We start from the raw sequence: 26,809 nt of genomic DNA on the forward strand, positions 1-26,809 counted from the left end.
ATGAAGAAGCTCCTCGGCCTCGCGGCAGCCACTGCCGTCGCGGCCCTCGCGCTCACTGCCTGCAGCAGCGGCAGCGGTGACGCGGGCACCAGCGCATCTCCGTCCGCACCTGCCTCGAGCGCCGACAACTCCAGCCGCAGCATCACCCTGTGGCTGGCGGGCGGCGACACCCCGGACGAGCTCCGGACCTACCTCAAGGACACGTTCAAGGCGAAGACGGGCGCCACGCTCGCCATCGAGGAGCAGTCGTGGGGCGACCTGCTGACCAAGCTCACCACCGCGCTCCCTGACGCGGAGAACACCCCCGACGTCGTCGAGCTCGGCAACACCCAGGCCCCGACGTTTACCAACGTGGGCGCCTTCGCCGACGTGAGCGACATGTACGAGGAGCTGGGCGGCGCCAAGCTGCTGCAGTCCTTCGTCGAGGCCGGCAGCGTCGACGGCAAGCAGTACGCACTGCCGTACTACTTCGGCTCGCGCTACATGTTCGTGCGCAAGGACGTCTGGAAGGAGGCCGGCGTCGAGACGCCGACCACCTTGGACGAGTTCAACTCCGCCGTCGCGGCCATCGCGGCGGACAACCCCCGCGACATCAAGAACTTCTCGGGTTTCTTCATCGGCGGCCAGGACTGGCGCAACGGCATCTCGTGGATCTTCGCCAACGGCGGCGACCTCGCCAAGAAGGTCGACGGCCAGTGGCAGTCGACCCTCGCCGACGCCAACAGCCTCAAGGGTCTCGCGCAGCTCCAGGCGATCTACAGGACGGCGTCGAACGCTCCCGCGGACGCCAAGGACCAGTCGCCGTGGCTTTACATCAACGACACGGACGCCATCACCGACGCCAACGGCGAGGTGACCGGCAAGACCTCTCTCGCCGCCGCCACGATCATGGCCCCGGGCTGGGCGCACTGGTCGATCGGCGACCTCAAGAAGGTCGACGGCAAGGACACGCGCGAGTGGAACCCGGAGAAGTTCGGGACGATGGTGCTGCCGGGCAACGACGGCAAGCCCGCCCCGGTCTTCGCCGGCGGCTCGAACATCGGCATCTCGGCCACGAGCAAGAACCAGGACCTGGCCCGCGAGCTCATGCGGATCATCTTCTCGGCCGAGTACCAGCAGAAGCTGGGCGGTGCGGGCCTCGGCCCGGCCAACAGCGACTACGTCAGCGCGCTCGGTGACGACGAGTTCGCCCAGGCCCTCATCGCCTCGGCGTCCAACTCCAAGCTCACCCCTGCCGCTCCGGGTTGGGCCGCGGTCGAGTCCGCGCAGCTCATGGAGGAGTTCTTCGGCAAGGTCCGCGACGCGTCCGACCTCGCGGCCCTCGCCGCGGAGTACGACGCCAAGATCACGCCGCTCCTCAACCAGCAGTGACGTCGTCCACGGCGGCCGGGGCCCCGGCCCCGGCCGCCGTGGCACGCCACGACCAGCTCGACCCGGCGCCCGACCCGGCGCCCCGCAACCGCCAGAAGCCGATCAGGAGAAGGAGGAACGACCGCATGGCCACCAGCCGATCCGACCGACGCGCGCCGCTCCTGCTGGTGCTCCCGACGATGCTCATCCTCCTGCTCGCGCTCGGCTACCCGATCGCCTGGCAGCTCGTCACGAGCCTGCAGAAGTACGGCCTGCGCCAGCAGTTCGGGCAGCCGCCCGAGTGGGTCTGGCTCGAGAACTACCGCACCCTCGTCAGCGACCCGACGCTCTGGGCGGTCGTGGCCCGCTCGCTGGTGTTCTGCGTCGTCGTCGCCTTCCTGACCGTGGCGATCGGCGGGCTCCTCGCGCTGCTCATGCAGCGGGTCGGGGGCTTCGCGCGGATCGTCCTGCAGGTGTCGCTGCTGCTCGCCTGGGCGATGCCCGTCGTGGCCGCGATGACCGTCTGGATCTGGATCGTCGACTGGCGCCGGGGCCTGCTCAACTGGCTCCTCGTACGCGTCGGCTTCGAGGGCGCCGACCAGCACAACTGGCTGGCGGAGCCGATCTCGTTCTTCGTGGTGGCCGGCGTCATCGTGGTCTGGATGAGCGTGCCGTTCGTGGCCCTCAGCATCTACGCCGGCCTCACCCAGGTCTCGACCGAGGTGCTCGAGGCCGCCCAGCTCGACGGGGCGTCGTGGTGGCAGCGTCTGCGCTACGTGATCGCGCCGCTCATCGCGCCCGTGATCTCCATCGTCCTTCTGCTGCAGTTGATCTGGGACCTGCGCGTCTTCACTCAGATCAAGATGCTGCAGGACGCGGGCGGCCTCGCCAACGAGACGAACCTGCTCGGAACGTTCATCTACCAGCTCGGCACGGGCAAGGGCGACTTCGGGATGTCGAGCGCCGTCAGCGTCGTGATGCTCCTGCTCACGGTCGCCCTCAGCTGGTACTACGTCCGCTCGCTCATGAAGGAGGAGGCGGCATGACCGCGCGCCGGATCCGGTCGGGCCTGTGGTCGGGCCTCGCGGTCGTGATCGCGCTGGCCTGGGCCTTCCCCGTCTACTGGATGGTCAACTCCTCGCTGCTGCCGAACGTGCGGCTGCAGTCGACCAACCCCTCGTTCCTCCCGATCGGCGGGTCGCTCGACAACTTCACCGCGGTGTTCTCCGACCCGCGCTTCGGTCGTGCGCTGGCGACGTCGCTCGCCGTCACCTTGATCGCCGTCGTGGCCGCCATCGCGATCGCCTTCCTCGGGGCGCTGGCCGTGAGCAGGTTCCGCTTCCGCGGACGCATCTCGTTCGTGCTCGCGCTGCTGCTCATCCAGATGCTCCCGGCCGAGGGCCTGTTCATCGCGCAGTACAAGATGATGTCGTCGGTCGGGCAGCTCAACAGCGTCATCGGCCTGTCGGTCCTCTACGCGGCGGCCGTCATCCCGTTCACGATCTGGATGCTGCGCGGCTTCGTCGCGGGAGTCCCGATCGAGCTCGAGGAGGCGGCGATGGTCGACGGCCTGTCGCGCACGCGGGCCTTCCTCCGGATCACCTTCCCGCTGCTCGCGCCCGGGCTCGTCGCGTCCGCGGTCTACGCGTTCCTGCAGGCATGGAACGAGTTCACCGTCGCGCTCGTGGTGATGACCGAGGAGCAGTCCCGCACGCTCCCGCTCTGGCTGCGCGGCTTCGTGCAGGCGAGCGCCACCCGCGAGACCGACTGGGGGCAGGTGATGGCGGCGTCCGCCCTCGTCGCGGTGCCCGTGATCATCTTCTTCATGATCGTGCAGGGCCGCATGAGCAGCGGCCTCGTCGGCGGGGCGGTGAAAGGCTAGATGTCCGACCAGCCCGACGTGCGCCGCCTCGTGCTGCGCACCCTCATGCCCGGGTTCGCCGGCACCGTCGTGCCCGTGTGGCTCGACGCCGCTCTGCGTGACGGCCTCGGCTCCGTGTGCCTCTACGGCTCCAACGTCGTCGATGTCGAGCAGCTCACCGGCCTCTGCGCCGACCTGCGGTCGCGGTCGCCGCAGGTGGTCCTCGCCACCGACGAGGAGGGCGGCGACGTCACGCGCCTGCACTACCGCACCGGTTCGCCGTACGTCGGCAACGGCGTCCTCGGCCGGCTCGACGACCTCGACGCCACCCGCGCCCAGGCCGCGTGGATCGCGCGCGACCTGCGCGGCGTCGGGATCCAGCTCGACCTCGGCCCGGTGGTCGACGTCAACTCCTCCGACGACAACCCGGTGATCGGCAGCCGCAGCTTCGGCGCGGACCCCGACCTCGTCGCGCGGCACTCGGCCGCGTGGGTGGAGGCGCTGCAGGCCGGCGGGGTCGCCGCGTGCGCCAAGCACTTCCCGGGGCATGGCGACACCACCGCCGACTCGCACCATGCTCTGCCGGTCGTCGACGTCGACGCGGACCTCCTGCGCCGGCGCGAGCTGGCACCGTTCGCCGCCGTCGTCCAGGCAGGCGCAGCCAGCGTGATGACGGCGGCGATCATGGTGCCGTCTGTCGACGCCGTGAACGCGGGCACGTTCTCCGCCGCGCTGCTGCAGGGCGTGCTGCGCGACGAGCTCGGCTTCGACGGCGTCATCGTGACCGACGCCCTCGACATGGCGGGAGCCTCGGCCGAGACGGGCATCCCCGAGGCCGCCGTGCGCGCGCTGGTCGCCGGGTGCGACCTGCTGTGCCTCGGCTCGGACACCGACCCGGCCCTGTTCGCGGAGATCGTCGAGCACGTGGTGGCCGCCCTCGCGTCGGGCCGGCTGCCGCTGGCGCGCGTGGCAGAGGCGGCCGCGCGGGTCGAGCGCCTCGCGATCGGCGTCGCCGGATCACCCGAGGCGCGGCCGTCGGACGTCGGTCTCGACGCGACCCCGGCGTTCGCCCTCACCGACCGCGCTCGTACGTGGCTCGAGGGGGACGGCGATGTCGCGATCGTGCAGGTCTCCAGCCCCAGCAACCTCGCCGTCGGCCAGGTGCCGTGGGGCCCGGCTGCCCTCGGTGTCGCGGTCGCGGAGGACGCGGCGGCCGGTGCGACGCGGGTGGCCGTGGTCGGTCGCGACCTCGCATCCGACCACCCTGCCTGGGCATGCGCCGACAGGCTCCGCTCGGCCGGGGCCGACGTGCTCGTCGTGGAGTCCGGCTGGCCGCGCAGCGGTGCGCGCGCCGACGTCGTCACGTGGGGCGGGTCGCCCGCGGTGGCCCGCCACCTCGTCGCCCTGCTGACGGGGGCCCGGTCATGAGGCTCGGCGTCGACATCGGCGGCACGAAGACCGCAGCCGTGGTGCTCGGGGACGACGGCGAGGTGCTGACGACGGCGACGGCGCCATCGGGCCGGGGCGCGGTCGACGTCGTCGCGCAGGCAACGCGCATCGCCCGGCTCGCCATGGCCGAGGTCGGCGGCCCGGGCGCGATCACGGCGGCGGGCGCGTGCATCCCCGGCCTCGTCGACCCCGCCGCGGGCACCGTGCGGCACGCGGTCAACCTCGAGGTCGAGCACCTCGACCTCGCGCGCGATCTCGGTGCCGCGCTGGGGCTCGTGGTGTCGGTGGAGAACGACGTCAAGTCCGCCGCCCTCGGTGCCCACCACCTCAGCGGGCTCGGTGCGGCCCGGACCCTCGCCTACCTCAACCTGGGCACCGGCCTCGCCGCCGCTGTCGTCCATGCGGGCGAGGTCGTGCGCGGCGTCGACGGCGTGGCAGGCGAGATCGGCCACCTGCCGTTCGGCGGCGACGTCGTCTGCGCGTGCGGCCAGACCGGCTGCCTCGAGACGACGGCGTCGGGCACCGCGCTCCTGCGCATGTGGCCCGAGGCCGCTGCGCACGACTGGGACCTCGTCGGCGCTGCCGCGCGGGGCGACTCCGCCGCGGTGCTCGCTGCCGCGTCGCTGTGCGGCGGCGTCGCGCTCGCCGTGCAGGTGCTCGTGCTCGCATCGGGTGCGCAGAGCGTCGTGATGAGCGGCGGCCTCACGGCGATGGGGGAGCCGCTGCTCGAGGCGATCCGTGCCGAGCTGCGCATCCGTGCCGCCAGCTCGCCGTTCCTCGGGTCGCTCGCGCTGGCAGAACGCGTGTCGTTCCTCCCAGCGGGCGTTCCCGTGGCCGCCATCGGGGCGGCCCGGCTGACGACGCCCGAGGTCGAGACCGCGACAGGGGGTGCGGCGTGGAGGTCCTGATCGTCCCGACTCCCGACGACGTGGCCGACCTCGCCGCGAGCGTCGTGGTCGACGCGCTGCCGACGTCGCGCCCGCCCGTCCTCGGCCTCGCCACCGGGTCGTCGCCGCTCGGGCTCTACCGCCGGCTCGGCGAGGCGGCGGCCGCCGGGCATCTGCGGGTGCAGGACGCGTCCGGGGTGGCGCTCGACGAGTACGTCGGCCTCGCGGGCGGCCACCCGGAGTCGTACCGGACGGTGCTCGAACGGGAGGTGTGCGACGTCGTGGGGCTCGACCGCGCCCGGCTCTTCGTGCCGGACGGCACGGGCGCGGACCTCGAGGCGCTCATCGCCGCGGCCCGTCGGCACGAGGAGCGCATCGTGGCCCTCGGCGGCGTCGACGTGCAGATCCTCGGGATCGGCGCCAACGGCCACCTCGGCTTCAACGAGCCCGGGTCGGCGCTGTCCTCGCGCACCCGCGTGAAGCGGCTGTCGGACCGCACCCGCGCCGACAACGCGCGCTTCTTCGCCTCGCCCGAGGACGTACCCACGCACTGCATCACGCAGGGGCTCGGCACGATCCTGTCGGCGCGCAGCCTGGTGCTGGTGGCCACGGGTGCGGCCAAGGCCACGGCGGTGGCGGCGGCGCTGGAGGGCCCGCTGACCGCGTCGTGCCCGGCGTCGGTCCTGCAGTGGCACGCGGATGCGGTCGTCGTCCTCGACGAGGACGCGGCGGCGATGCTCGCGAACCGGGCGTACTACGACGCCTCGGCGGCGGGCCTCCGGCTCCCGGGCTGACACGCCCGGGCAGAACAGAGCGGGGGCCCGGGGAGCAGCCCGGACCCCCGCTCTGTCGTTCCTGAGGTCTTCGAGTCACTGCCCGACGTGGGGTTATGCAGCCTCGCAAAGCCCCGCTTCGGGCAGTAACTCGCGGAAGGACCGGATGTGGCGTCAGGCGGAGAGGGCCTCGAGCTTGGCCTTGACCTGGCCGATGCTGGGGTTGGTCTCGGCGGAGCCGTCGGCGAACAGCAGCGTGGGGACGGTCTGGTTGCCGCCGTTCACGCCCTCGACGAACGCCGCGGCGCTCGGGTCCTGCTCGATGTCGACCTCGACGTACTCGATGCCCTCGCGACCCATCTGGGCCTTGAGCCGCTGGCAGTAGCCGCACCAGGGGGTGCTGTACATCGTGACGGCCATCGTCGGTCCGCTCCTTCTCGCGTGCGTGCGTGGTGGTCGCCGGTTCAACCGCACTACCCGGCCCAGTGTTCCCGAGCCGGCCGAGTCCCGCGCGCGGGAGGCTGCGGACCCGTGACCGCGTGGTCGGCGTCGTCGGGGGCGGGTGCGAGGATCGACCGGTGAGCGGCCTCCTGCCCGGCCTCGACGCCGGCGTGCCCGTCGTCGGCAGCGCCGACGCCGTGCTCGCCGCGCTCGACCCCGAGCAGCGCGAGGTCGCGCTCTCGCTGTCCGGCCCGGTGGTGGTACTCGCGGGCGCGGGCACCGGCAAGACCCGGGCGATCACGCACCGGATCGCGCACGGCGTGCTCACCGGCCGGCACGACCCGCGCCGGACGCTGGCCGTCACGTTCACCGCACGCGCCGCGGGGGAGATGCGCCATCGGCTCGCCCAGCTGGGGGTCGAGGGCGTGCAGGCGCGCACGTTCCACTCCGCGGCCCTGCGCCAGCTGCGCTACTTCTGGCCCCGAGTGGTCGGGGGCGGCGCGCCGGAGATCCTGCCGAGCAAGGCCCGCATCCTCGGCCCCGTGCTGCGTCGGAGCGGGTGGAACGACCCCACCCTCGCGCGCGACGTCGCCGCCGAGATCGAGTGGGCCAAGGCCAGCCAGGTGGTGGCCGCCGACTACCCCGCCGCCGCGCTGCGGGCCCGGCGCGAGCCGCCGGGGTCGCTGAGCCTCGACGACGTCGCGACGCTCTACGCGGCCTACGACGAGCGCAAGACCGCCGACGGCTTCATCGACTTCGAGGACGTCCTGCTCCTCACCGTCGGGATGCTCGACACCCGCCTCGACATCGCCGAGGAGGTGCGCTCGCAGTACCGCTGGTTCACCGTCGACGAGTACCAGGACGTCAACCCCCTTCAGCAGCGCCTGCTCGACCTCTGGCTCGGCGACCGCGACGAGCTGTGCGTCGTCGGCGACGCGAGCCAGACGATCTACACGTTCACCGGCGCGAGCTCGTCGTACCTCCTGGACTTCCGCACCCGCTTCCCGCACGCCACCGAGGTCAAGCTGGTGCGGTCGTACCGCTCCACGCCCCAGGTGGTGTCGCTCGCCAACCGCGTGCTCGCCAGCGCCACCGGTGCCGAGGCGCGGCTGCGGCTCGAGCTGCGCGCGATGCGCACCGACGGCCCCGAGCCGCGGATCACGTCGTACGACGATGAGCCCGCGGAGGCCGCCGGGCTGGCGGCAGCGGTGAAGAAGCTGGTCGCCGCCGGCACCCCCGCGCGCGAGATCGCGGTCCTGTACCGCATCAACGCGCAGTCGGAGGTGTTCGAGGAGGCGCTGGCCGAGGCGGGCATCCCCTACGTGCTGCGCGGCGAGTCGGCGTTCTTCGAGCGCGGCGAGGTGCGCGAGGCGCTGACCCGGCTGCGGGGCGCGGCCCGCGGTGGGGAGGGCTCCGGCGACCTCGGGTCCGACGTTCGCTCGGTGCTCTCGGCGATGAACTGGTCGCAGGAGCCGCCGAGCGGCCAGGGCGCGGTCCGTGACCGCTGGGAGAACCTCCTGCGCCTGGTCACGCTCGCCGACGACCTCGCCACCGCCAACCCGGACGCCACGCTGACCGAGCTCGTCGCCGACCTCGACCAGCGCGCCACCGTCCAGGCCGCCCCGACGGCGGACGGCGTCACGCTGTCCACCGTGCACGCGGCCAAGGGGCTCGAGTGGGACGCCGTCTTCGTCGTCGGGCTCGTGCAGGGCACGTTCCCCATCCAGCACGCCGACACCCCGGCGCGGGTGGAGGAGGAGCGGCGCCTGTTCTACGTGGCCTGCACCCGTGCCCGCACCCACCTCGCCCTGTCGTGGGCCCGCAGCCGCACCGGGCGCGGGCGGCGCGACCGGTCGCAGTTCCTCGACACCGTGTTCGGCGCCGAGCCGGCCGACCGGGGCGGCTCGGGAGGCGTCGTGCGCGGCAGCGGCACCCGCACACGGGAGAAGCACTCCAAGCAGCCCAACGTCTGCCGCGTGTGCGGCAAGGCCCTGGTGTCGGGGCCGGAGTCGGCGCGCGGACGCTGCGCCACCTGCCCGTCGTCGTACGACGAGGCACTCTTCGAGCGGCTCAAGGCCTGGCGCAAGGACGAGTCGAGCCGCCAGTCGGTCCCGGCGTACGTCGTGTTCACCGACGCCACGCTCGAGCAGGTCGCCACCCTCCTTCCGGGTGACACCCGGGCCCTGCTGGCCGTCCCGGGGGTCGGCGCCCGCAAGCTCGAGGCGTACGGCGAGGCCGTGCTGGCGCTGGTGCGGGGCGAAACGCCAACGACCGCAGGCGATCCGGACGATCCGGCCTGAGCCGTCGTCGTCCGGCGGAGGGCCGCTCCCGCCGCACGATTCGTGCCGTGTTTCCCGGCCGTTGGTCACGAATTCGTCGCGACACGCGACATCTGGCAGAAAACCTCGTTGCGCTGGCAGAGAACTTCCTCGTAGCCTCATGCACCTACGCGCGGAGTCGCTGCGCCCACGACGAAGGAGGTGGCCCCGATGATCGAGTACATGAACTCGCTGGTGGCCGCTCTCGTCGTGCTGCCTGCGCTCGCCGTCCTGTTCGCCGCCGCATGGCGTCGTGACGTCGCGCCCACCAGCGCTATCGCCGTCCGTTCGCGCGCCCACGTCCCGGCCACCGGTGCCTTCGGCACCGCTGTCGATGGCTACGCCACGAAGTTCGGCCCGCAGTCTCGAGGATCCAGCTGGTGAGACCCCTCACCACCAGGCACCTCGAGGCCGCGGATCCCGACACCGGGAACCGCGGCCTTCGTGTTTGCCCGGGCACTCCCTCACCCGGACGAGCGCACCACCCCGCCGGCACAACCCCCGCCGGAGGGCGCACCACCCGCACCACCCCTGCCCAGCACGACACCGGATACCGCGGAGACCCCGCGGCGGATGAAGGAGGTGACCGCGCGATGAGCATGACCTTCGACCTCACCACTGCCCTCGGAACGGCAGCCGGGTTCGACGTCAGCACGCCGTGCCGGTCGTACGACCCGGACCTGTGGTTCGCCGAGCGACCCGACGACGTCGCGCTCGCCCAGGAGCTGTGCGGAGACTGCGCCCTGCGCGCGGCCTGCCTCGCAGGTGCCTTGGAGCGGCGCGAGCCGTGGGGCGTCTGGGGTGGAGAGCTGTTCGAGCACGGACGTGTCGTGGCGCGCAAGCGTCGCCCCGGCCGCCCGCGCAAGGACGACGCCCTCCGTCGCCGTGCCGCCGAGGACGCGCTCGCCGCGCGTCTGGCCGAGATCTCCACGGAGCTCACGACCGACGGCGGCCTCGATGCGGACCTCGTGGACGAGCTCTTCGAGGGCTGCGCCGTCCCGGCGCAGCGCGGAGGTGCCGCCGCATGACCGTTCGTACGCAGCCCGACCGCACCGGTCCGGGCTCCCTCCCCGCCACCAGCCCGGTGGCGGACCCCGTCATCCCCGCGTCGTCCCTGACGGCGCGGACCTCGAAGCTGGAGACAGACATGCATCACATCCCCGAGCAGATGGCACGTTCCCATCTGGCCTCCCGTCAGGCAGAGGCCGAGGCGTCGCGCGTCCGTCGCGTCGCCCTGGCCCACCGCCGGGCGGCGGCGGCCGAGCGTCGCGCCCGGCTCGCCCGCGAGGCTGCCGTGCTGGCCTCGCACCAGGCGGCCATCGCCTCTGCCCACTAGTCGGGCAGGGACGTGCACGTGGCAGGGAGGGCCCCCTGCCGGCAGGAGCCGCGGCTCCGCCGGCGGGGGGCCTTCGCCATGTCGTGCCAGCGTCGGCATCCCGAGCCCGGGTGGGGCAGGATCGAGGGGTGACGCACCTCGATCGCACGGCGCTCGACGCGGCGGTGTCCGCGCTCACCGACCCGGCCCTTGCCGGCTTCGTGGCGGTGGTGGCGTGGCCCGACCCGGACGCCGGCCGCGATCCCGCCGGGCGGCCATGGGCGGTCCTGGTCGCAGACGCCCACGGCTCGGCGCGGCTCGACGACGAGCACCCGGAGGGTGTCGTGGTCGCCGGCCGGCACCCGCTGCCGAGCACTGACCCGATGGCGTTCCTGCCCTACGAGCTCGAGGTGGCCGACCCCTCTCCCGACCACGACCGCAACGCCTACCCGCTGCCGTGGCTGCGGCTCGCCTCGTTCTTCACCGAGCAGCGCAGCCCCGACCTCGCGGTGGTGCACGCCGCCGGGCACTGGTTCCCCGAGCAGGGCGGTCACCGCGGCGAGCACGGGTCGCTCGACGTGATCCAGTCGCGGGCGCCGTTCGTGCTCTCGGGCGCCGGCGTCGTACGCCACGGCCTGATCGAGGAGCACGCGCGCCTGGTCGACGTGATGCCCACGCTGGCGCACGCCGCCGGGGTGCCTGCCTCGGCGCTGGCGGGGCTCGACGGCGTACCGCGCACCGACCTCGTGGAGCCCGGTGCCGCGCACGTGATCGGCCTGCTGTGGGACGGCGGTCACGTGGGCTCGCTGATCGACCTCGCGCTGCGGGGCGAGCTGCCGAACGTCGCGCGTCTGCTGCGGCGGGGGTGCGCCCTGACCGGCGGCGCGGTCGCGGAGTTCCCGAGCCTCACCCTCGTCAACCACACGTCGATGCTCACCGGGGTGGGTCCTGGCCGGCACGGCGTGGTGGGCAACGTGTACTGGGACAGGCACCACGGGCGCAGGGTCGTGCCGAACGACGCAGCGACGTGGCACAAGACCTCCGAGCTCTACCGCGAGGGCGTCACGACGCTCTTCGAGGCGGTGCTCGCGCACCGGCCGGACGTGCGGACCGCCAGCGTCAACGAGATGACCGAGCGCGGCGCCTGGGCCTCGACCTTCGGCCTGGTGCGTGCCGCGCTGTCGGCCGGCGAGTCGGCCGATCCCGGCGAGGCCGGCAGCGCCGAGTCGCGCGACTTCCTCACGACCGTGCGCGCGCTGCTGCCGGACCCGTACGCCTCGGACCTCGTCACGCACGTGCGGTGCGAGGAGGACGACGACTACGCGTTCTACTCCGCGATCGACCTGCTCGGCCTCTCCACGATGGTGGGGCTGTTCTCGGCGTCCGACCCGGCGGAGCTCCCGGCGGTCGCCTGGTGGTCGCAGTACACGACCGACGCGGCGCACCACGCGGGCGGTCCGCGGTCGGGCATCGCGACCGAGGGGCTGAAGGACTGCGACCAGCGGCTCGGTGTCTTCCTCGACCACCTCGAGCAGCGCGGCCTGCTCGACGACTGCCTGTTCCTGCTGACCGCCGACCACGGCTTCGAGACCGCGCGGGACGACGTACGCGGCGAGTGGGGGTCGGCGCTGCACGCGGCGCTCGACCCGCTCGGAGTGCCGTTCCGCGACGAGGGCCCCGGCTTCGTCTACCTCGGCGTCCACCCCGACTGACCCGACTTGGTAGTGGGATGTCGCGCTCCGGTGCGAGATTCCACTAACGGATCGTCGGGCGGCGTGGCGTCCTGCGGTGCGCGGGCCGCGGGAGGACCATCGCACTCGTGACGGTGCTGGTGTGCGCCCGCTGCGGGCAGTCCCTGGACTCCGAGGCCGACGAGCAGAGCGGCATGGTCGCGCTCGCCTGGGTGCACTCGCACGAGCGGGGGCGCGACCTCTTCTACTGCCCGTCCTGCTCGCGTGACAACCTGCGCTCGATCGAGGGGAAGCTCGACGCCGAGTTCTGGTGAGAAGAGCCTCGTGAGCAGAGCCTGGTGAGCAGAGCCCGGTGAGCGCGCGGCCTCAGCGCATCGACGCGCGGTACGCCGCCGGCGGCATGCCGCAGTCGCGTACGAACCGCTCGTAGAGGCGGCTCGTCGAGCCGAAGCCCGCGCGCACGGCGATCTCCGACGTCGTGGCGTCGGTGGAGATGAGCAGCCGCTGGGCCTCGGCCACGCGGCACTGCGCGAGGTACTCGCCGATGCTCACGCCCGTGCCGCGCCGGAAGACCGCCGCAGCGGTGCTCGGGTGCAGGTGGACCGCGGCCGCGACGTCGTGCACGCGGACGGTGTCGCGGAAGTGCGTCGCGACGTACGACGCCATCACGGTGGCCGGTGCGTCGTCGGCACCGGCGGGTGCGCTCGGGTGGGCGGTCGCCGCCGCGCGCAGCAGCGCTGCCTGCACCTCCAGCGCCGCGGCGCGGGTGCGCACCGAGCTCGCGCCGATGTCGGCCTGCCAACGGGTCATCGACGGCTCGAGGAGTTCCGGCGCCTCGAAGGTCGAGAGCCGCCCGCGCAGGAGGTCGCTCGTGAACGACGCGGGCAGCGACCACGCGAGCGCGTCGGTGAGCGGCACGGTGAGCCAGGCGACCGCGACGCCGTCGTCGTGGTCGGCGACGCGGTGCGGGAGGCCCGCCCAGAAGACCGCGCACTCGTGGTCGCCGAGCTCGTGGCGCCCGGCAGCGTGCTCGAGCACCGCCGAACCTCCGAGGGGCAGGATGAGCTCGACGTCGTCGTGCCGGTGCGCCCTCGACATCGCCGGCACGGCCGAGAGCCCGCAGGCGAGGCCGAACACCTCGTGCAGCGGCGTCACCGTAGCTCCCGCCTCGCGAGGATCCGGGAAGGATCTGCATCCATGGGGGAAGTATGCCCGGATCCGAGTGCCCTAGCGTTCGGGGTATGACGACGTCCGCGACCCACGCGCCCGACCCTGTCCGCGACCGCTGGCTGCTCACGCCGGAGCAGGTCGAGCAGTTCGACCGCGACGGATACCTGCTGCTGAAGAACCGCGTCGAGCCCGACCTGCTGCGCCGGCTGCAGGACGCGTCCGAGCGTTGGATCGCCGACGGCGCAGGGCGCGAGGACGCGGGCCCGAGCGACTGGCTCTTCGCGAACCGGCCGTCGGGCAAGGTCATGTGGCGCGTCGACTACATCCACGACAAGGGTGAGCCGGCATCGCTGGAGCTGCTCGGATCGCCCGCCGTCCTCGGCATCGCCGAGAGCCTGGCCGGGCCGGACTTCGTGCCGACGTACGAGTCGCTCGTGGTGAAGAAGGCAGGCGACGGGGCGCCGGTGCCGTGGCACCAGGACGCCGTGCACGCACGCCGTCACCGGCTCTTCAACGTGGACGTCTACCTCGACCGTTCGCAGGCCGGTGCCGGTGCGCTGCACGTGATCCCGGGCTCGCAGAAGGAGCGCACCGACGCGTGCTCGCTCGCCGAGACCTACGGCTACGAGCTGCCCGGAGCTATCCAGGTCGAGATGGAGCCCGGCGACGTGCTCGTGCACGACGACATGGTGGTGCACGGTTCGCCGCCGTCGGCGAGCGACGCCCAGCGGCGGACGATCTACTTCGAGTTCCGTGCCGCCCAGTCCATCCTCGAGGACGGGCCCTGGACGCCGGAGTGGATGGACGCGCGGCTCCGTCTGGTGCCTCTCGCGCTGGCCGAGCGCGCGCGGTGGTCGGACGAGGCGTTCGCGTGGCGCATCAGCCCCGACCTCCGACCCGTCGTGTCGGACGACGTCGAGGCCGAGCTGCGCGTGGTGCACACCGCGCACACGCCGGGGGAGTGGTGCAGCGCGGGCTGAGCGCCTACGCCGTACCTTCGCCGACGACGTCCGGCGGGCCGGGCTCGCGATGTCCCGACCGCTCGGCACCCACGCCCGCCACCACCACGAGCGCCACGCCGACGACCTGGACCAGGCCCGGGATCTGCGCGAGCAGCACTGCGCCCACGAGCGTGGCGATCCCCGGCTCGAGCGCCATGAGCGTGCCGAACGCCGCCGTGGTGAGCCGCCGCAGCGCCTGCAGCTCGAGCGCGAACGGCAGGATCGGCAGGAGCACGGCGAGTGCGACGGCGATGCCGAGCACCTGCCAGGTGAGGCCGCCGACCGCCTGCGGCACGCCGACGAACGCCGCGACCACGGCGGCCACCGGCATCGTGATCGCCAGCCCCTGCATCCCGCTGAAGCGGTCGCCGACCTGCTGGGTGAGCACGATGTACGCCGCCCACCCGACGCCTGCGAGCGCGGCGTACAGGACGCCGAGCGGGTCGACGGTGCCCGTCCAGGGCTCGGTCAGGAGGACGACGCCCGCGAACGCCAGCAGCGGCCAGAGCAGGCCGCGTCGGTCGCGGCTGCGGACGACCGCCACGCCGAGGGGGCCGAGGAACTCGATCGCGACGACCGTGCCGAGCGGGATGCGGTCGAGGGCGAGGACGAAGAAGACGGTCATGACGCCGGTCATCACGCCGAGGGCGACCGGTGTCCGGAGCTCGCGCGCGGTGAGGCCCGCGAGGCTCGGCCGGGCGATGGCGAGGAAGAAGACCGCCGCGACCGTGAGCCGCAGCCACACCGTGCCGACGGGCCCGATCGCGGGGAAGAGGTGGGTCGAGAGAGCGGCGCCGATCTGCACCGACATCATCGCGCCGACCGCAAGGGTCCAGGCAGGAACGCGGTCGGTCACGAGGGCGATCCAACCACCCTGGTAGGACGGCGTCCGACGAGGACGATCAGCTGGCGAAGCTGGGGAGCCAGCGTTCGAGCTCGCCGCGCATCGGCACGGTGGCGTCCATCTGGCTGAGCACGCCGATGCCGCCCAGCCAGGTGCGGTGCATGAGCATGTACGTCGGCGGCAGGTTGATCTTGAAGCCGATCGAGAAGTCGGGGTTGCGCGGGTCGTTGAGCCGGTTGAAGTGCCCGCGCATCCAGTCGCGCGAGAAGTGGAACTCCTCGTGCTGGGCGGGCTCGGCGAACGGCAGGAGGGCGTTGAGGAACTGCTCGGTGTCGACCGTGATGTCGGGCTTCAGGAACCCCTCGGCACGCAGGCCCGCGACCGTGGCCTCGGAGTCTCCGAGCATGGCGAGCCTGAGCAGCGAGCCCATCGCCTCGGGCGGGCCGTCGGGCATCTTCGAGACGGCACCGAAGTCGAGGACGCCGAGCCGGCCGTCGCCGAGCACGCGGTAGTTGCCGGGGTGGGGGTCGGCGTGGAGCAGCCCGGCGCGGGTCGGCCCGCTCATGAGGAACCGCAGGTAGAGCGTGCCGTAGTGGTCGCGCTCCTCCTGGGTGCCGTCGGAGATCACCTTCGCGAGCGAGTAGCCGTCGAGCCACTCGGACACCACGACGGTCGGTGCAGCGGCGAGCACGTGGGGGACGACGAAGTCCTCGTCGTCCTCGTACGCCGCGGCGAACTGGCGCTGGCTCTGCGACTCGTGGAGGTAGTCGAGCTCCTCGGCCGCGCGGTCCTTCAGCTCGGCGATCAGCGGCTTGATGTCCATGCCGGGCGACATCGACGCGAACATGCGCGCCATCCGCGCGACCTGGTTGAGGTCGCTCATCAGGGCCTTGCCGGCGCCGGGGTACTGGATCTTCACGGCGACCTCGCGGCCGTCGCGCCACACCGCCTTGTGCACCTGGCCGATCGACGCCGCAGCCGTGGGCATGTCGTCGAACGACTCGAAGCGGTCGCGCCAGTCGTCGCCGAGGGCCTCGACCAGCTGGCGGTGGACGGTGTCGGCCGGCATCGGTGGGGCGGCGTCCTGGAGCTTGGTGAGAGTGGCGCGGTAGGGCCCGAGCAGCTCCTCCGGCAGCGCGACCTCGGCGATGCTCATCGCCTGGCCGAACTTCATCGCGCCGCCCTTGAGCTCGCCGAGGGTCTTGAAGACCTGCTCGGCCGTGCGCTGCTGAACCTCGAGGGCCACGGCCTCCGCGGACGCACCGCCCACGCGCTTGCCGACGCCGAGGGCCGTCCGCCCGGCATAGCCGAGCGGCAGGGCGGCGAGGCGCGCACCTCGGGTGATGGCGCGGCGCGGGAGGTCGGTCACGCGTCCATTGTGGTGCCGACCCCCGCCCACCCGCACCCGCAGGCGGGGTGGCGGACCACCGGACGGCACGTGGCGAGCAGGTCGGGTGCCGCCAGCTCGACCTGGGCGTCGAGGCTGGCCGGTCGCGCGGCCGACCCGTGGTCGACCACCTGCAGCACGTGCGCGACGGCGACCGCGGCAGCCGCGGATGCTGCGATCCCCAGGGACGCATGGGATCTCGGGTGATGCAGCCGCAGCTGGTCGACGAGCGCCGGCCACGCGGGATCGGCGTCGCGGTGGCGGTGGTCGAGGCACCAGAGGCACGGAGAGGAACCCGGGAGCACGAACGGCCCAACGAGGGCGGTCGATCCGGCGACGGCGACGGCGAGGTGCGGCACGCCGTCCGCCAGGAGGTCGTCGGCGAGCTCGGGATCGGTCCACGGGAGGTCGGCGTCCGCTGACGAGCACACGACGACCGCTGAGGGGCGGGTGCCCCGGACCGAGGCGGACGTCGGGCGCGCGCCCTGGCTGCGGACGGCGGCCCCAACCTGCTCGCGCCACATCACCTCGGGCTCGTGCGGGCCCGAGGGGGTGAGGTCGACCACCGTCGCGGGTCGGTCGCCGGCCTCGACCACGACCGTGCCGACCCCCGCCGCGGCCAGCCCGACCGCGATCTGCGCGGCGGCGCGGTCGTCGCCGCGCACGACGACGGTGGACCGGCCCCGGCGGGCGAGCACCCGCAGGGCGCCGGCGCTGCCGTGCGCGTGCGCCAGGGCCGCGAGGTCGTCGGCGTACCTCTGCTGCTTGTGCGCGGCCACGAGGCCCGGCGCCGCGGGCTCGTCGGCGAGGAGGCCGCGCTCGTGCAGCTGCTCGAGCAGACCCGCGAGCTCAGGGTGCGCGCCGACGAGGTCGGCGGTGGTGCGCGTGCCGTCGAGGTGCAGCAGCGCCGTGCCGGCGTCGTCGGTGAGCCGGTCGACGACGACGGCTGTGCGCCGGTCGAGGCCGATCTGGACGCGGTCGCGCGCGCGGCGCAGGAACGGCAGGCCCGGGCGCGGGCGCGGCAGGTAGCGGCTCATGCCCGCACCCTCGCCCTACGGCCCTGTGCACCGTCGCGGCCGTCCCCAGCCCCGATGCGCTACGCGCGGTGCGCGGTCACGGTGAAGGCCGACTGTGTTGCGTTCTTAGCAACGAAGGCCCCCTTCATCGCAAACCTCAGCCGCAAACGCTCAGGCCAGGCGGCAGTGGGCGAGGGCGGCGAGGGTGAGGGCACGGGCGGTGGCGAGCATGTCGTCCGTGGTCACCTGCTCGTCGGGGGCGTGCGCGTGCCGCGCGTCGCCGGGGCCGTACTGCAGCACGGGCATGTGCGGCGCGAGCAGGCGCAGGTCGCTGCCGTAGGGGCCGCCGTACACCTCCTGCACGCGCGCGGACGGCGAGGACGTGCGGTGCGCGCCCTGCACCAGGTCGGTGAGCTCACGGCAGTCCGAGAGCCCGGGGGCGAACTGCCCGCCCCACCACTCGACCCGCACCGGGTGCTCGCGCAGGAACGGGTCGGCGGCGCACAGCGCGGCCACGGCCGCCTCGAGCGCGGCGCGGGCGGCCTCGGGCGTCTCCTCGAGCGCGACGCCGAGCCGCCCCTCGGCCACGAGCAGGTCGGGAACGGTCGAGGCCCAGTCGCCCGCCTGCACCGTGCCGATCGACAGCGGGTAGGCGAGGCGCCAGCGCTGCATGAGCGGGTGGACCACCTCGTTGCGGCTCGTCTCGAGGTCGGTGAGCGCGTGGAAGACCGAGATGAACTTCTCGATCGCGCTGACCCCCTCGGTACGCCGCGACGCGTGCACGGCGCGGCCCGGCACCTTCAGGCGGAAGGTCAGCGCCCCGCCGTTGGCCGGAACGATGTCCATGTCGGTCGGCTCGGGGATCACGCACGCGTCGGCGCGAACGCCGCGGCGCAGGAGCTCGAACGTGCCGAGCCCGCCGTCCTCCTCGCCCACCACCGGCGCGAACAGGAGATCGCCCGCGAGCCGCACGCCGGCCGCGCGCAGCGCGCGCAGCGCCACCACGGACGCCACGACGCCGGCCTTCATGTCGCACGCGCCGCGACCGTGCAGCACCTCGACGCCGTCGCGGTCGACGCGGCGCAGCGTGAAGGGGTCGGCGTCCCACTGGTCGAGGTCGCCTGGGGGCACGACGTCGGTGTGCCCGTCGATGAGCAGGCTCGGCCCGCCGCCCGCGCCGCGGATGGTGCCGAGCACGCCCACGGCCGCGCGCCGCTCGACCTCCTGGCCCGGGAACGCGGGGTCCGAGGTGACGGCGTCGAGGTCGATGTCCCAGACCTCGACGTCCAGGCCGGCGTCGCGCAGGAGGTCGGCCATGACGTGCTGGATCTCGACCTCGGCCGGGCTGCCGCCGATGCTCGGGATGCCGACGAGGTGCCCGAGCAGGCCGACGGCGTCCTCGCGCTGGGCGTCCACGGCCGCGAGCACGGTGGCGACGGCGGTGCTGTCGTCGGGGACGAGTCCGGGGGAGGTCGGCGCGGTCATGTCGAGCACCCTAGGGATGCGCCGCGGGCGAGGGGACCCGAGGGGGGCATCGCGCTCCCGATGTACGGCGTCGGCAGGGGCTGCGCACGACGAAGCCCCCGACCGCAGGCGGTCGGGGGCTTCGCGTGGACGAACGGTGGCCGTCAGGCCTTGCCGAGGATCCGGTTGACCTTGGTGTTGCAGACGGGGCAGATGCCCTGCGCCATGCGACGGCCGTTCTTCTCGACGACGACGCCGGTGAACTCGCGCTTCTCCTTGCACTTCACGCAGTACGCCTCGCCGGTGTAGCTCTCGTCAGCCATGGGGGTCCTCCTCCTGGTGTGGGTACGTGCCTAGGGCCGGGCGCCGTTCTCCCGCGAGCGGGGCGGTGTTCGGTGCCGGTCCGCAGCACGGGCCACCGGGGTGGCCTGGGCGTCACCGACCCTACGCGGCTTCACCGTCCGACTCGCGCAGGCGCGCGTGGTTCGCGACGTGAGTAAAGGGACGATATATGACAAATCACACCATATAGCCGCACCGAGAACGCCTCGGACCACCCGACGGCGGCGTCGTGCGGCGGTGCGGGGCTGAGCGCGGGGCGGCCCCGCGGACGGCGCCGACGGTGGCCGCTCACCCCGTCAGCGACCCCGCAGCGGCCAGCAGGAGCCCGACCGCGAGCAGCGCCAGCACCAGCACGAGGCGGAACAGCGCCCTGCCCGAGCCGCGCACGAGCACGACGGCGGAGGCCGCGCCTGCCATCCCCGCGACGACGGCCGTGAGCAGCCCGCCGAGCCCGAGGTTGGCGAGCAGCAGCCCGACAGCGGCCGCGACGCAGCCGAGCGCGGCGACCGCCGAGGCCCTCGGGCCGATGCGTGCCACGAGCCCGCCGGCGCCCACCCGCAGGTCGCTCTCGACGTCCGGCACAGCGTTCGCAAGACCAGCCCCGACCCCCAGCAGGGCGGCTGCGGCGGTGAGCCACGCGGCGGGCGCCGTCGGCGGCGTGAGCCCGTAGGTGACGAACGCGGGGATCAGGCCGAAGGACACGGCGTACGGCAGCGGCGAGAGCACGGTCGGCTTCAGCCAGAGGTCGTAGCACCACGCCGAGGCGACGGCGAGCACGTGCGCGGTGCCGCCGACAGGGCCGGCGGCTGCGTACGAGAGAGCGGTGGTGGCCGCGAGCGCGAGCGCTGCCGCGACCCACAGCGCCGGCGCGCTGATGTCACCGCGGACCACCGGCTTCTCGGTGCGGCCCGCGCGCAGGTCGCGGTCGGCGTCGCGGGCGTCGTTGCACCAGCCGACGGAGAGCTGACCGGAGAGGACGGCGGCCGCCACCAGGGCGACGCCGACGGCGTCCCGTCCGGCGGCGAGCGCGAGGCCGGCGACCACGGCGGTGACCGCGGCGGTCGGCAGCGGGTGGCTCGCGTCGAGCAGTGCGCGCGCCGAGCGGCCGTTCACGGTCGCGCCGCACCGGGGGTCATCGCGGCAGTCTGACGCCTTCTCGACGGCACGGGGACGACGAGAGCCCCCGGGTCTCGCAGCCGCTGTCCGCCTTCCCCTTGCGGACACCGGCCCGTTCTCCCGGGGGCCCTGTCGAAGGAGGAACCTAGGTGTCCGCGCGAACGCTGGTCAACGTCGCGGTGAACCTCCCTGTGGACGCAGCTGTGCACTGGCTGGGGACATCACGGCGCGGCGCTGTGGACCACAGGTGGACGAGCCTGGGGACGGCGCCGTGGATGATCACGACACGCCGGGGCTGACCTGCACCGACGCAATCCCCTGCCTGTGGGGGAAAAGTTCTTGGTCGGTGGACGTGTCTGGCCGGTCACGCAGGCTGCCCTGACGGCCGTGCGATGACGGGCGCGTGAACGACGTACGCCGGGTCGGCGGTGCGCGCGACGCGGTGTCGGCGGGGCGTCGTACTGTCGTCGCGATGAGCCAGCACGTGGTCGAGATCCCGGGTCTGCCGCCCGACGTCGAGGTGCGCCGCAGCACCCGGCGGCGGCGCAGCGTCACGGCCTACCGCGAGGACGGCCGCACGATCGTGGTCGTGCCGCACCGGATGTCGCGCGCGGACATCAAGCCGTACGTCGAGGAGCTCGTCGGCAAGCTCGTCGCGCGCGAGAAGAGGTCGGCGCGCTCGGACGACCAGCTCATGGCCCGCGCGCGGCTGCTCTCGCGCCGCCACCTCGACGGCCGCGCCGTGCCCACCTCGGTGCGGTTCGTCTCCAACCAGAGGAAGCGCTGGGGCTCCTGCACGCCGCTCGACGGCTCGATCCGGCTGTCCGACCGCCTGCACTCGATGCCCGAGCACGTCGTCGACTACGTGCTCCTGCACGAGCTCGTGCACCTGCTGGTCTCCGACCACGGCCCCGACTTCGAGGCCTGGATGGCCCGCTACCCGCGGCTCGTCGAGTCGCGCGCGTTCCTCGCCGGCGTCGACCACGCGACCGGGCTGGGCCTGCGTGCCGAGCCCGACGAGGACGACGCCGCCGACGCCGCCGGCGGTGCGCCGAGCGAGATCGACGTCCGTGACCCTGCGGCACCCGCTGCGGCCGCGCCTGCCCCTGCGCCGCGCCGTCGGCGCACCCAGGTCAGCCTCGACACCACCGAGCCGCTCTTTGACCGCGCCGTCCACCTCCCACCCACCCGCTCATACTGATCAACCGTTGCTTCCCAGCCGGGAGACGACGGATCGATCAGTCTCAGCTGGGGGGGTGGGTCAGGGGAGGGCGAGGGCTGCGGCGACGAGGCGGCGCAGGGCGTCGTCGGTGAGGTCGGGCAGCGCGTCGACGTCGAACCACGCGAGGTCCAGCGACTCCTCGCTCATCACGTGGACGGCGTCCCGCGGCGCGACGGCGACGTACTGCACGTCGAGGTGGTCGCTGCCGCCGTGGCAGGTGACGCGGTGCCGGTCGAGGCGCACCGGGGACGCACCGACGGCAAGACCGGCGATGCCGCTCTCCTCGAGCGCCTCGCGGGCGGCGGCGTCGCGCAGGGTCGCGTCGGCGGGCTCGAGGTGGCCGCCCATCTGCAGCCAGAGCCCGACCTTCGGGTGCAGCGTGAGCAGCACGCGGGTGCGGTCGGGCGAGATCACGAGCGCGGACGCCGTGATGTGCCCGGGCACGCACGCGCGGAAGACCGCGTCGTCGTGCTCGTCGACGAAGGCCACGTAGCGGTCGCGCAGCGCCGCCTGGGCGTCGTCCGGCGCCGCCCAGCCCGTGAGCACGGACCGGACGTCGGCCTGCAGGCTCACGCCGGAGGAGCGGCGTCGTCGCCGGACTGCGGGTCGTCGACCGAGGGCAGCTCGTCGAGGCCGGACAGGTCGAGCGGCTTGCTGCGCTCGACGAAGGCCTCGATCGCCTCGTCGCCGTCGAGGTCCTCGGCGTGCGGGAGCAGGTCGGGGTGGCCCCAGAGGTCGTCGCGGCCCTCGGCGCCGCGCGCCTCGTGCACGGCCGCCCAGAGCTGGGCGGCCTCGCGCAGACGCCGCGGCCGCATCTCGAGGCCGACCAGGGTCTCGAACGTGCGCTCGGCCGGGCCGCCCGTGGCGCGACGGCGACGCATCGCCTCGCGCAGCCGGTCGGCCGACGGCAGGCGCGCGCCGGCGGCCTCGGACACGACGATGTCGACCCAGCCCTCGACGAGCGCGAGCAGCGTCTCGAGCCGCGCGAGCGCGGCCTTCTGCTCCGGGGTGTCCTCGGGCACGAACACGCCGGACGCGATCGCCTCCTGAAGGCTCTCGGGGTTCGAGGGGTCGACGCCGCGCGCGGCCTCCTCGATCTTCGACTGGTCGATGTGGATGCCGGTGGCGTACGCCTCGACCGCGGCGGTCATCTGCGAGCGCAGCCACGGCACGTGCGCGAAGAGCCGCTGGGCGGCCGACTCGCGCAGGGCGACGTACAGGCGCACCTCGTCCGCGGGGACGCCGAGGCCCTCGCCGAACGCCGCGACGTTGCGCGGCAGCAGGAACGAGCGGCCGTCGTCGGTGAGCGGGATGCCGACATCGGCCGCGCCGAGCACCTCGCCGGACAGCGTGCCGATGGCCTGGCCCAGCTGCGAGCCGAACATGTACGCGCCCATCTGCTTGGCCATGCCCATGAGCGGGCCGGCCATCTGGGCGAGCTCGGGCGGGAGCCCCTCGGGCAGGCCCGACTGCGGCAGCATCGCCTGCATCGACTCGTTGGCGCGTGCGGCCACCGGCTCGACGATGCGCCGCCACGACGGCAGCGTGGACTCGATCCACTCGCTGCGGCTCCAGGCGCCGCCGCCGGACGACGTGGCCGGGAACGAGGTGACGGGGTCGAGCCACAGCGAGGCGAGGTCGAGCGCCTGCTCGACCTCGCGGCGCTCGGTGGCGTTGACCGAGGGGTCGCCCTCGGCCATCACGAGCTGGCGGGCGCCGTCACGGGCGAGCTCCCAGTTGACCGGGCCAGCGTCCGGGCCGCCGCCCTGCGACATCATCCGGCCGAGCTGCTGGAGCGCCTCGCCGAGCTGGCTCATGTCGAAGCCGCCGGGGCCGCCGGCACCGAAGCCGAGCGGACCGGAGCCTCCGCTGCCGCCGTCGCGCCCGTCGTCGTCACCGGGCGGGGTGAAGCCGAAAGGCAGGTTGCCGCTCATCGGGCTGCTCCTGCCGGGACGCGCTGGGGCAGGATGGGGGTCGGCGAGGCGTTCATGCCGACCACGGTAACTTCGAGGGGGAGACCGGTGACTGCTGCGCAGGGCAACGGCCCTACGCCTTCCGCGAACGGGCGGAAGAGTTCCCGCTCGCGCAAGGTGGGCCGCGCGGTCGCCGTCACGGGCGCCGCGGGCGCCATCGGCACCGTGCTGCTGCGGGCGCTGGCCGATGCCCCCGAGGTCGGCAAGGTGCTCGCGTACGACGTGCGGCGCGGAGCGTCCGAGGGCGTCCTGTGGCGCGTCGGCGACGTACGCGACCCGGTGCTGGCCCAGCGGCTCGCCGGCATGGACTCCGTGATCCACCTCGCGGTCGACTGGTCGCTCGACGCCGCGCCCTCGGCGCGGTCGGCGCTCAACGTGCGCGGCACGCAGACCGTGGTCACGGCCGCCGCTGCGGCGGGCGTGAAGCGGGTGGTGATCGTGACGAGCGCGTCGGTGTACGGCGCCCTGCCCGACAACGCCGTCCCCCTCGCCGAGGACGCGCCGCTGCTGGCAGTGCCCGAGGGGATCGTGGCCGACCTGCTCGAGATGGAGCGCGTGGCCGAGGACGCCCGGCGCGTGCACCCCGGTCTCGAGGTGGTCGTCGTACGGCCGGCGGCCCTCGTAGGGCCCGGCGTCGACACTCTGGTGACGCGGCACTTCTCGGCGCCCCGGCTGCTGTCGATCAAGGACACCTCGCCGGCGTGGCAGTTCTGCCACGTGGAGGACCTCGCCTCGGCGCTCGTGGTCGCAGCCGTGGCCGACGTGCCGCCGGTCCTCACCGCGGGCAGCGACGGCTACCTCGACCAGCGCCGCATCGAGGAGATCTCGGGCATGAAGCGGGTCGAGGTGCCTGCCGCGCTCGCGCTGGCCACGGCCGAGCGGCTGCACCGGGTCGGCGTCACGCCCGCCCCGGCGAGCGAGCTCGCGTACGCGATGCACCCGCTGGTCGTCTCGAGCGCGGGGCTGCGTGCTCTCGGCTGGCGCCCCACGCACACGAACGAGGCCAACCTCGAGGCCGTGCTCGCCGAGGTGCGCGGGGCCACCGCCATCGCCGGACGGCGGATCGGCAAGCGCGACGCCGCCGTCGCGGGAGCGTCCGCGGCGGGCGCCACGGTCGCGGTGCTCGGTGCTGCGGCCTTCGTGCGCGCCGCCCGCCGTGCTCGCGGCCGCTGACCCTCTCGCGTGCTCAGCGGGCCCGAGCGGGTGGTGGCCGACGCGGGCGGTCCGGGGGGCGACGTAGGCTTACCCGCATGGAGGTCCTCGGCTGGCTGCTGATCCCGCTCGCGGGTCTGCTGATCGGCGTCGTCTGGATGATCTGGCGCAGCCGCGACCCCAAGCCCGTCGACGCCCACCAGGGCATGGACGACCTCGCCCGCTTCCGGCAGGCGATGGAGAAGCCGATGCCGCCGCTGCGGCGCGACGCGAACGGCGCCCCCGTCGCCGCCGACGACCTGCCGCCGACGGCTGACGGCACCTCGCGGTGAACCTCGCGCGCCGGCAGACGGCGTGGCGGGCAGGGGCCGTGGTCCTCGCGGTCGCTCTGTCCCTCGTCGTGGCCTTCGTGCCGATGCCGTACCTCGAGCTGTCGCCGGGGCCGACGTACAACACCATCGGCGAGGTCGACGGCACGCCGCTCATCGAGATCTCCGGCACCCGGACCTATCCCACGTCGGGGCACCTCGACCTCACCACGGTGAGCGAGCGCGGCGGGCCCGAGAGCGGTGTGCTCACGATGCGCCTGCTCACGGGCTGGGCCGACCCCGACACCAAGGTGCTGCCGCGCGAGGTCTTCTACCCGGACGACCTCGGCGACATCGACGTCGGCGCAGAGAACGAGCGCGCCTTCTCCGACAGCACAGCGCTCGCGATCGCCGCTGCGCTCAACCACCTCGACCTGCCCGTGCGCGAGGTGACGATCGTGGCCTCGGTGATCACGGGGTCGCCGTCCGACGGGAAGCTCGAGCCGGGCGACGAGATCGTGTCGGTCGACGGCGCGAGGGTCTCCGAGCCCGTCGACGTCACCGCGGCGATGACCGGCGTCACCCCCGGCGACACGGTGACCGTCATCGTGAGGCGCGGGGCGGACGAGAAGACCGAGGACGTCGACGTGGTGACCGGGACCAACCCGCAGGACTCCTCGCGGGCGTTCCTCGGCATCTCGATCGGCATCACCTACCAGGCGACGTTCGACATCGACATCACGCTCGATAGCGTCGGCGGCCCGAGCGCGGGCCTCATGCTCAGCCTCGGCATCGTCGACCTCCTGACGCCGGGCTCGCTCGTCGACGGACGGTTCGTCGCCGGCACCGGCACGATCGAGCCCGACGGCACCGTGGGCCCGATCGGTGGGATCGCGCAGAAGCTGGCCGGTGCGCGTGACTCGGGCGCGACGTTCTTCCTCGTACCGGCCGACAACTGCGCCGAGGCCCTGGCGGCCGGTGTGCCGAGCGGCCTGACGATCGCGAGGGTCGCGACCCTCGACGAGGCCGTCGCGCAGGTCGACGCCTACCGCGAGGGCACCCCCCTCACGCCCTGCACGCCCTGAGGCGGCGCGGGCGGCCGCTCAGCGGAAGGTGGCGAGGAGGGCGTCGGCGAGACGGGGCACGAGCTGCTCGCCGACGAGCACCTGGTCGTCGGCGTCGTGCGACCGCAGCCGCAGCGCGCACATCCGCCCGCCCCCGCGCGTGACGACGACGGCCATCCGCACGTCCTGGCGCTCGGGGTGCTCGGCCACGACCGAGGCCAGCCCGGCCTGGTCGTCCGGCAGCGAGTCCTCGGCGGACGGCGGCAGCATGACGCGCTCGAGCACGAGGGCGGCCCCCTGCACCTCGTCGGGCCACGCGGTCGTGGCGAGCACCTCGTCGAGCGGCTTGCTGTGGTCGAGGTGGTCCTGCTCGATGGGGGTGAGCGACGTCGGGTCCGCCGCCGCCTCGCCGAGCGCGGAGGCCAGGGCGGGCTCGAGCGCCACGAGCTCGCTGGTGCGGGCGAGCGCGAAGATGCGCGGGTTCTGGTCCCACCCGAGGTCGGCCACGTGCTTCTCGATCTCCCGCACGAGCTCCACCAGCCGCATCGCCGCGGCGGCGGCCGCCAGCGCCTCGGGGTCGGCGGGGACGCCGGGAACCGTCACGGTCGCCTGATCGTCGTCGGGGAGGGGGGAGTGGTCGTCGCTCGTCACGCCGCGATTGTGCC

The 26,809-nt window shown here is 73.6% G+C and carries 28 protein-coding genes; 17 read left to right on the forward strand and 11 right to left on the reverse strand.

Annotated elements, in window-relative coordinates:
• The 6 genes from ACFQGU_RS06505 to ACFQGU_RS06530 all read left to right on the forward strand — a co-directional run bounded on the left by ACFQGU_RS06505 (position 1) and on the right by ACFQGU_RS06530 (position 6,341).
• Positions 1 to 1,371, forward strand: coding sequence for an extracellular solute-binding protein (locus tag ACFQGU_RS06505; RefSeq protein WP_386764892.1), 1,371 nt, complete (start codon positions 1 to 3; stop codon positions 1,369 to 1,371).
• Positions 1,372 to 1,496: 125 nt separating this feature from the next.
• Entirely contained in the window at positions 1,497 to 2,396 is a 900-nt protein-coding gene (locus tag ACFQGU_RS06510) for a carbohydrate ABC transporter permease (protein ID WP_386764894.1), read from the forward strand.
• Positions 2,393 to 3,232: a carbohydrate ABC transporter permease gene (locus ACFQGU_RS06515; protein WP_386764896.1), complete on the forward strand. Its 840-nt coding sequence runs from the start codon at positions 2,393 to 2,395 to the stop codon at positions 3,230 to 3,232. Before ACFQGU_RS06510 ends, ACFQGU_RS06515 begins: the two co-directional genes overlap by 4 nt.
• Complete coding sequence (locus tag ACFQGU_RS06520; protein ID WP_386764898.1) at positions 3,233 to 4,639, forward strand: glycoside hydrolase family 3 protein; 1,407 nt, start codon at positions 3,233 to 3,235, stop codon at positions 4,637 to 4,639. It begins immediately after the preceding gene.
• Entirely contained in the window at positions 4,636 to 5,568 is a 933-nt protein-coding gene (locus tag ACFQGU_RS06525) for an ROK family protein (protein ID WP_386764900.1), read from the forward strand. Before ACFQGU_RS06520 ends, ACFQGU_RS06525 begins: the two co-directional genes overlap by 4 nt.
• Positions 5,556 to 6,341: a glucosamine-6-phosphate deaminase gene (locus tag ACFQGU_RS06530; protein ID WP_386764902.1), complete on the forward strand. Its 786-nt coding sequence runs from the start codon at positions 5,556 to 5,558 to the stop codon at positions 6,339 to 6,341. The genes ACFQGU_RS06525 and ACFQGU_RS06530 overlap by 13 nt, the downstream gene beginning before the upstream one ends.
• Before the next feature lie 153 nt (positions 6,342 to 6,494).
• On the opposite strand, the gene ACFQGU_RS06535 is transcribed toward ACFQGU_RS06530, so the two are convergent.
• Positions 6,495 to 6,740 carry a mycoredoxin gene (locus ACFQGU_RS06535; RefSeq protein ID WP_386764904.1) on the reverse strand — a complete coding sequence of 82 codons (246 nt, stop codon included), beginning with the start codon at positions 6,738 to 6,740 and terminating at the stop codon, positions 6,495 to 6,497.
• Positions 6,741 to 6,898: 158 nt separating this feature from the next.
• Between ACFQGU_RS06535 and ACFQGU_RS06540 the strand changes: the two genes are divergently transcribed.
• The 6 genes from ACFQGU_RS06540 to ACFQGU_RS06565 all read left to right on the forward strand — a co-directional run bounded on the left by ACFQGU_RS06540 (position 6,899) and on the right by ACFQGU_RS06565 (position 12,399).
• Positions 6,899 to 9,061 (forward strand): ATP-dependent DNA helicase UvrD2, encoded by a 2,163-nt coding sequence (locus ACFQGU_RS06540; protein WP_386764906.1) that lies wholly within the window; start codon positions 6,899 to 6,901, stop codon positions 9,059 to 9,061.
• Positions 9,062 to 9,250: 189 nt separating this feature from the next.
• Positions 9,251 to 9,463, forward strand: coding sequence for a hypothetical protein (locus ACFQGU_RS06545; protein WP_386764908.1), 213 nt, complete (start codon positions 9,251 to 9,253; stop codon positions 9,461 to 9,463).
• A gap of 209 nt (positions 9,464 to 9,672) precedes the next feature.
• Positions 9,673 to 10,107: a WhiB family transcriptional regulator gene (locus tag ACFQGU_RS06550; protein ID WP_386764910.1), complete on the forward strand. Its 435-nt coding sequence runs from the start codon at positions 9,673 to 9,675 to the stop codon at positions 10,105 to 10,107.
• Positions 10,104 to 10,415 carry a hypothetical protein gene (locus ACFQGU_RS06555; protein ID WP_386764912.1) on the forward strand — a complete coding sequence of 104 codons (312 nt, stop codon included), beginning with the start codon at positions 10,104 to 10,106 and terminating at the stop codon, positions 10,413 to 10,415. The genes ACFQGU_RS06550 and ACFQGU_RS06555 overlap by 4 nt, the downstream gene beginning before the upstream one ends.
• Positions 10,416 to 10,543: 128 nt before the next feature.
• Complete coding sequence (locus tag ACFQGU_RS06560; RefSeq protein ID WP_386764914.1) at positions 10,544 to 12,106, forward strand: alkaline phosphatase family protein; 1,563 nt, start codon at positions 10,544 to 10,546, stop codon at positions 12,104 to 12,106.
• A gap of 107 nt (positions 12,107 to 12,213) precedes the next feature.
• Positions 12,214 to 12,399, forward strand: a complete 186-nt coding sequence (locus ACFQGU_RS06565; RefSeq protein WP_386764917.1) for a hypothetical protein — start codon at positions 12,214 to 12,216, stop codon at positions 12,397 to 12,399.
• A 52-nt stretch (positions 12,400 to 12,451) separates the two neighbouring features.
• Here ACFQGU_RS06565 and ACFQGU_RS06570 read toward each other — a convergent pair whose 3' ends face one another.
• Complete coding sequence (locus ACFQGU_RS06570) at positions 12,452 to 13,240, reverse strand: helix-turn-helix domain-containing protein (protein WP_386764919.1); 789 nt, start codon at positions 13,238 to 13,240, stop codon at positions 12,452 to 12,454.
• 86 nt (positions 13,241 to 13,326) lie between these two features.
• On the opposite strand from ACFQGU_RS06570, the gene ACFQGU_RS06575 reads away from it, so the two are divergent.
• Positions 13,327 to 14,235, forward strand: coding sequence for a phytanoyl-CoA dioxygenase family protein (locus tag ACFQGU_RS06575; RefSeq protein ID WP_386764921.1), 909 nt, complete (start codon positions 13,327 to 13,329; stop codon positions 14,233 to 14,235).
• A 4-nt stretch (positions 14,236 to 14,239) separates the two neighbouring features.
• Here the strand turns inward: ACFQGU_RS06575 and ACFQGU_RS06580 are convergent, their stop codons facing one another.
• The 6 genes from ACFQGU_RS06580 to ACFQGU_RS06605 all read right to left on the reverse strand — a co-directional run bounded on the left by ACFQGU_RS06580 (position 14,240) and on the right by ACFQGU_RS06605 (position 20,422).
• Positions 14,240 to 15,112: an EamA family transporter gene (locus ACFQGU_RS06580; RefSeq protein ID WP_386764923.1), complete on the reverse strand. Its 873-nt coding sequence runs from the start codon at positions 15,110 to 15,112 to the stop codon at positions 14,240 to 14,242.
• 46 nt (positions 15,113 to 15,158) lie between these two features.
• Positions 15,159 to 16,469, reverse strand: a complete 1,311-nt coding sequence (locus tag ACFQGU_RS06585) for an ABC1 kinase family protein (RefSeq protein WP_386764925.1) — start codon at positions 16,467 to 16,469, stop codon at positions 15,159 to 15,161.
• The gene (locus ACFQGU_RS06590; protein WP_386764927.1) at positions 16,466 to 17,524 is read right to left on the reverse strand and encodes a TOMM precursor leader peptide-binding protein; all 1,059 of its coding nucleotides are present in this window, start codon (positions 17,522 to 17,524) and stop codon (positions 16,466 to 16,468) included. Before ACFQGU_RS06590 ends, ACFQGU_RS06585 begins: the two co-directional genes overlap by 4 nt.
• Before the next feature lie 150 nt (positions 17,525 to 17,674).
• Positions 17,675 to 18,988, reverse strand: a complete 1,314-nt coding sequence (locus tag ACFQGU_RS06595; protein ID WP_386764929.1) for an ArgE/DapE family deacylase — start codon at positions 18,986 to 18,988, stop codon at positions 17,675 to 17,677.
• A 143-nt stretch (positions 18,989 to 19,131) separates the two neighbouring features.
• Complete coding sequence (locus tag ACFQGU_RS06600; protein WP_386764931.1) at positions 19,132 to 19,290, reverse strand: DUF5679 domain-containing protein; 159 nt, start codon at positions 19,288 to 19,290, stop codon at positions 19,132 to 19,134.
• A 307-nt stretch (positions 19,291 to 19,597) separates the two neighbouring features.
• Positions 19,598 to 20,422: a UbiA family prenyltransferase gene (locus ACFQGU_RS06605; protein ID WP_386764933.1), complete on the reverse strand. Its 825-nt coding sequence runs from the start codon at positions 20,420 to 20,422 to the stop codon at positions 19,598 to 19,600.
• 406 nt (positions 20,423 to 20,828) lie between these two features.
• Between ACFQGU_RS06605 and ACFQGU_RS06610 the strand changes: the two genes are divergently transcribed.
• Entirely contained in the window at positions 20,829 to 21,626 is a 798-nt protein-coding gene (locus ACFQGU_RS06610; protein ID WP_386764935.1) for a SprT-like domain-containing protein, read from the forward strand.
• A gap of 60 nt (positions 21,627 to 21,686) precedes the next feature.
• Here the strand turns inward: ACFQGU_RS06610 and ACFQGU_RS06615 are convergent, their stop codons facing one another.
• Both ACFQGU_RS06615 and ACFQGU_RS06620 read right to left on the reverse strand, forming a co-directional pair.
• Positions 21,687 to 22,220 carry an NUDIX hydrolase gene (locus ACFQGU_RS06615; protein WP_386764937.1) on the reverse strand — a complete coding sequence of 178 codons (534 nt, stop codon included), beginning with the start codon at positions 22,218 to 22,220 and terminating at the stop codon, positions 21,687 to 21,689.
• Entirely contained in the window at positions 22,217 to 23,581 is a 1,365-nt protein-coding gene (locus tag ACFQGU_RS06620) for a zinc-dependent metalloprotease (RefSeq protein WP_386764939.1), read from the reverse strand. The genes ACFQGU_RS06615 and ACFQGU_RS06620 overlap by 4 nt, the downstream gene beginning before the upstream one ends.
• Positions 23,582 to 23,635: 54 nt before the next feature.
• Here ACFQGU_RS06620 and ACFQGU_RS06625 point away from each other — a divergent pair, with 54 nt between their 5' ends.
• The 3 genes from ACFQGU_RS06625 to ACFQGU_RS06635 all read left to right on the forward strand — a co-directional run bounded on the left by ACFQGU_RS06625 (position 23,636) and on the right by ACFQGU_RS06635 (position 26,165).
• Positions 23,636 to 24,793, forward strand: a complete 1,158-nt coding sequence (locus ACFQGU_RS06625) for an NAD-dependent epimerase/dehydratase family protein (protein ID WP_386764941.1) — start codon at positions 23,636 to 23,638, stop codon at positions 24,791 to 24,793.
• Between the two features lie 77 nt (positions 24,794 to 24,870).
• Complete coding sequence (locus ACFQGU_RS06630) at positions 24,871 to 25,104, forward strand: hypothetical protein (protein WP_386764943.1); 234 nt, start codon at positions 24,871 to 24,873, stop codon at positions 25,102 to 25,104.
• Positions 25,101 to 26,165 (forward strand): YlbL family protein, encoded by a 1,065-nt coding sequence (locus ACFQGU_RS06635; RefSeq protein ID WP_386764945.1) that lies wholly within the window; start codon positions 25,101 to 25,103, stop codon positions 26,163 to 26,165. The genes ACFQGU_RS06630 and ACFQGU_RS06635 overlap by 4 nt, the downstream gene beginning before the upstream one ends.
• 18 nt (positions 26,166 to 26,183) lie before the next feature.
• On the opposite strand, the gene ACFQGU_RS06640 is transcribed toward ACFQGU_RS06635, so the two are convergent.
• Positions 26,184 to 26,795 (reverse strand): PPA1309 family protein, encoded by a 612-nt coding sequence (locus tag ACFQGU_RS06640; protein WP_386764947.1) that lies wholly within the window; start codon positions 26,793 to 26,795, stop codon positions 26,184 to 26,186.
• Between the last annotated feature and the right edge of the window lie 14 nt (positions 26,796 to 26,809).

Origin of the sequence: Longivirga aurantiaca, from assembly GCF_042660085.1 — a bacterium.
Taxonomy (GTDB): domain Bacteria; phylum Actinomycetota; class Actinomycetes; order S36-B12; family CAIYMF01; genus Longivirga; species Longivirga aurantiaca.

What these genes read in the sequence shown, in the direction of transcription:
- ACFQGU_RS06590 (WP_386764927.1), bottom strand. Translation starts at nt 17,524, where the DNA reads ATGAGCCGCTACCTGCCGCGCCCGCGCCCGGGCCTGCCGTTCCTGCGC.
- ACFQGU_RS06600 (WP_386764931.1), bottom strand. Translation starts at nt 19,290, where the DNA reads ATGGCTGACGAGAGCTACACCGGCGAGGCGTACTGCGTGAAGTGCAAG.
- ACFQGU_RS06515 (WP_386764896.1), top strand. Translation starts at nt 2,393, where the DNA reads ATGACCGCGCGCCGGATCCGGTCGGGCCTGTGGTCGGGCCTCGCGGTC.
- ACFQGU_RS06555 (WP_386764912.1), top strand. Translation starts at nt 10,104, where the DNA reads ATGACCGTTCGTACGCAGCCCGACCGCACCGGTCCGGGCTCCCTCCCC.
- ACFQGU_RS06625 (WP_386764941.1), top strand. Translation starts at nt 23,636, where the DNA reads ATGCCGACCACGGTAACTTCGAGGGGGAGACCGGTGACTGCTGCGCAG.
- ACFQGU_RS06595 (WP_386764929.1), bottom strand. Translation starts at nt 18,988, where the DNA reads ATGACCGCGCCGACCTCCCCCGGACTCGTCCCCGACGACAGCACCGCC.
- ACFQGU_RS06520 (WP_386764898.1), top strand. Translation starts at nt 3,233, where the DNA reads ATGTCCGACCAGCCCGACGTGCGCCGCCTCGTGCTGCGCACCCTCATG.
- ACFQGU_RS06535 (WP_386764904.1), bottom strand. Translation starts at nt 6,740, where the DNA reads ATGGCCGTCACGATGTACAGCACCCCCTGGTGCGGCTACTGCCAGCGG.
- ACFQGU_RS06575 (WP_386764921.1), top strand. Translation starts at nt 13,327, where the DNA reads ATGACGACGTCCGCGACCCACGCGCCCGACCCTGTCCGCGACCGCTGG.
- ACFQGU_RS06510 (WP_386764894.1), top strand. Translation starts at nt 1,497, where the DNA reads ATGGCCACCAGCCGATCCGACCGACGCGCGCCGCTCCTGCTGGTGCTC.
- ACFQGU_RS06630 (WP_386764943.1), top strand. Translation starts at nt 24,871, where the DNA reads ATGGAGGTCCTCGGCTGGCTGCTGATCCCGCTCGCGGGTCTGCTGATC.
- ACFQGU_RS06525 (WP_386764900.1), top strand. Translation starts at nt 4,636, where the DNA reads ATGAGGCTCGGCGTCGACATCGGCGGCACGAAGACCGCAGCCGTGGTG.
- ACFQGU_RS06545 (WP_386764908.1), top strand. Translation starts at nt 9,251, where the DNA reads ATGATCGAGTACATGAACTCGCTGGTGGCCGCTCTCGTCGTGCTGCCT.
- ACFQGU_RS06550 (WP_386764910.1), top strand. Translation starts at nt 9,673, where the DNA reads ATGAGCATGACCTTCGACCTCACCACTGCCCTCGGAACGGCAGCCGGG.
- ACFQGU_RS06620 (WP_386764939.1), bottom strand. Translation starts at nt 23,581, where the DNA reads ATGAGCGGCAACCTGCCTTTCGGCTTCACCCCGCCCGGTGACGACGAC.
- ACFQGU_RS06505 (WP_386764892.1), top strand. Translation starts at nt 1, where the DNA reads ATGAAGAAGCTCCTCGGCCTCGCGGCAGCCACTGCCGTCGCGGCCCTC.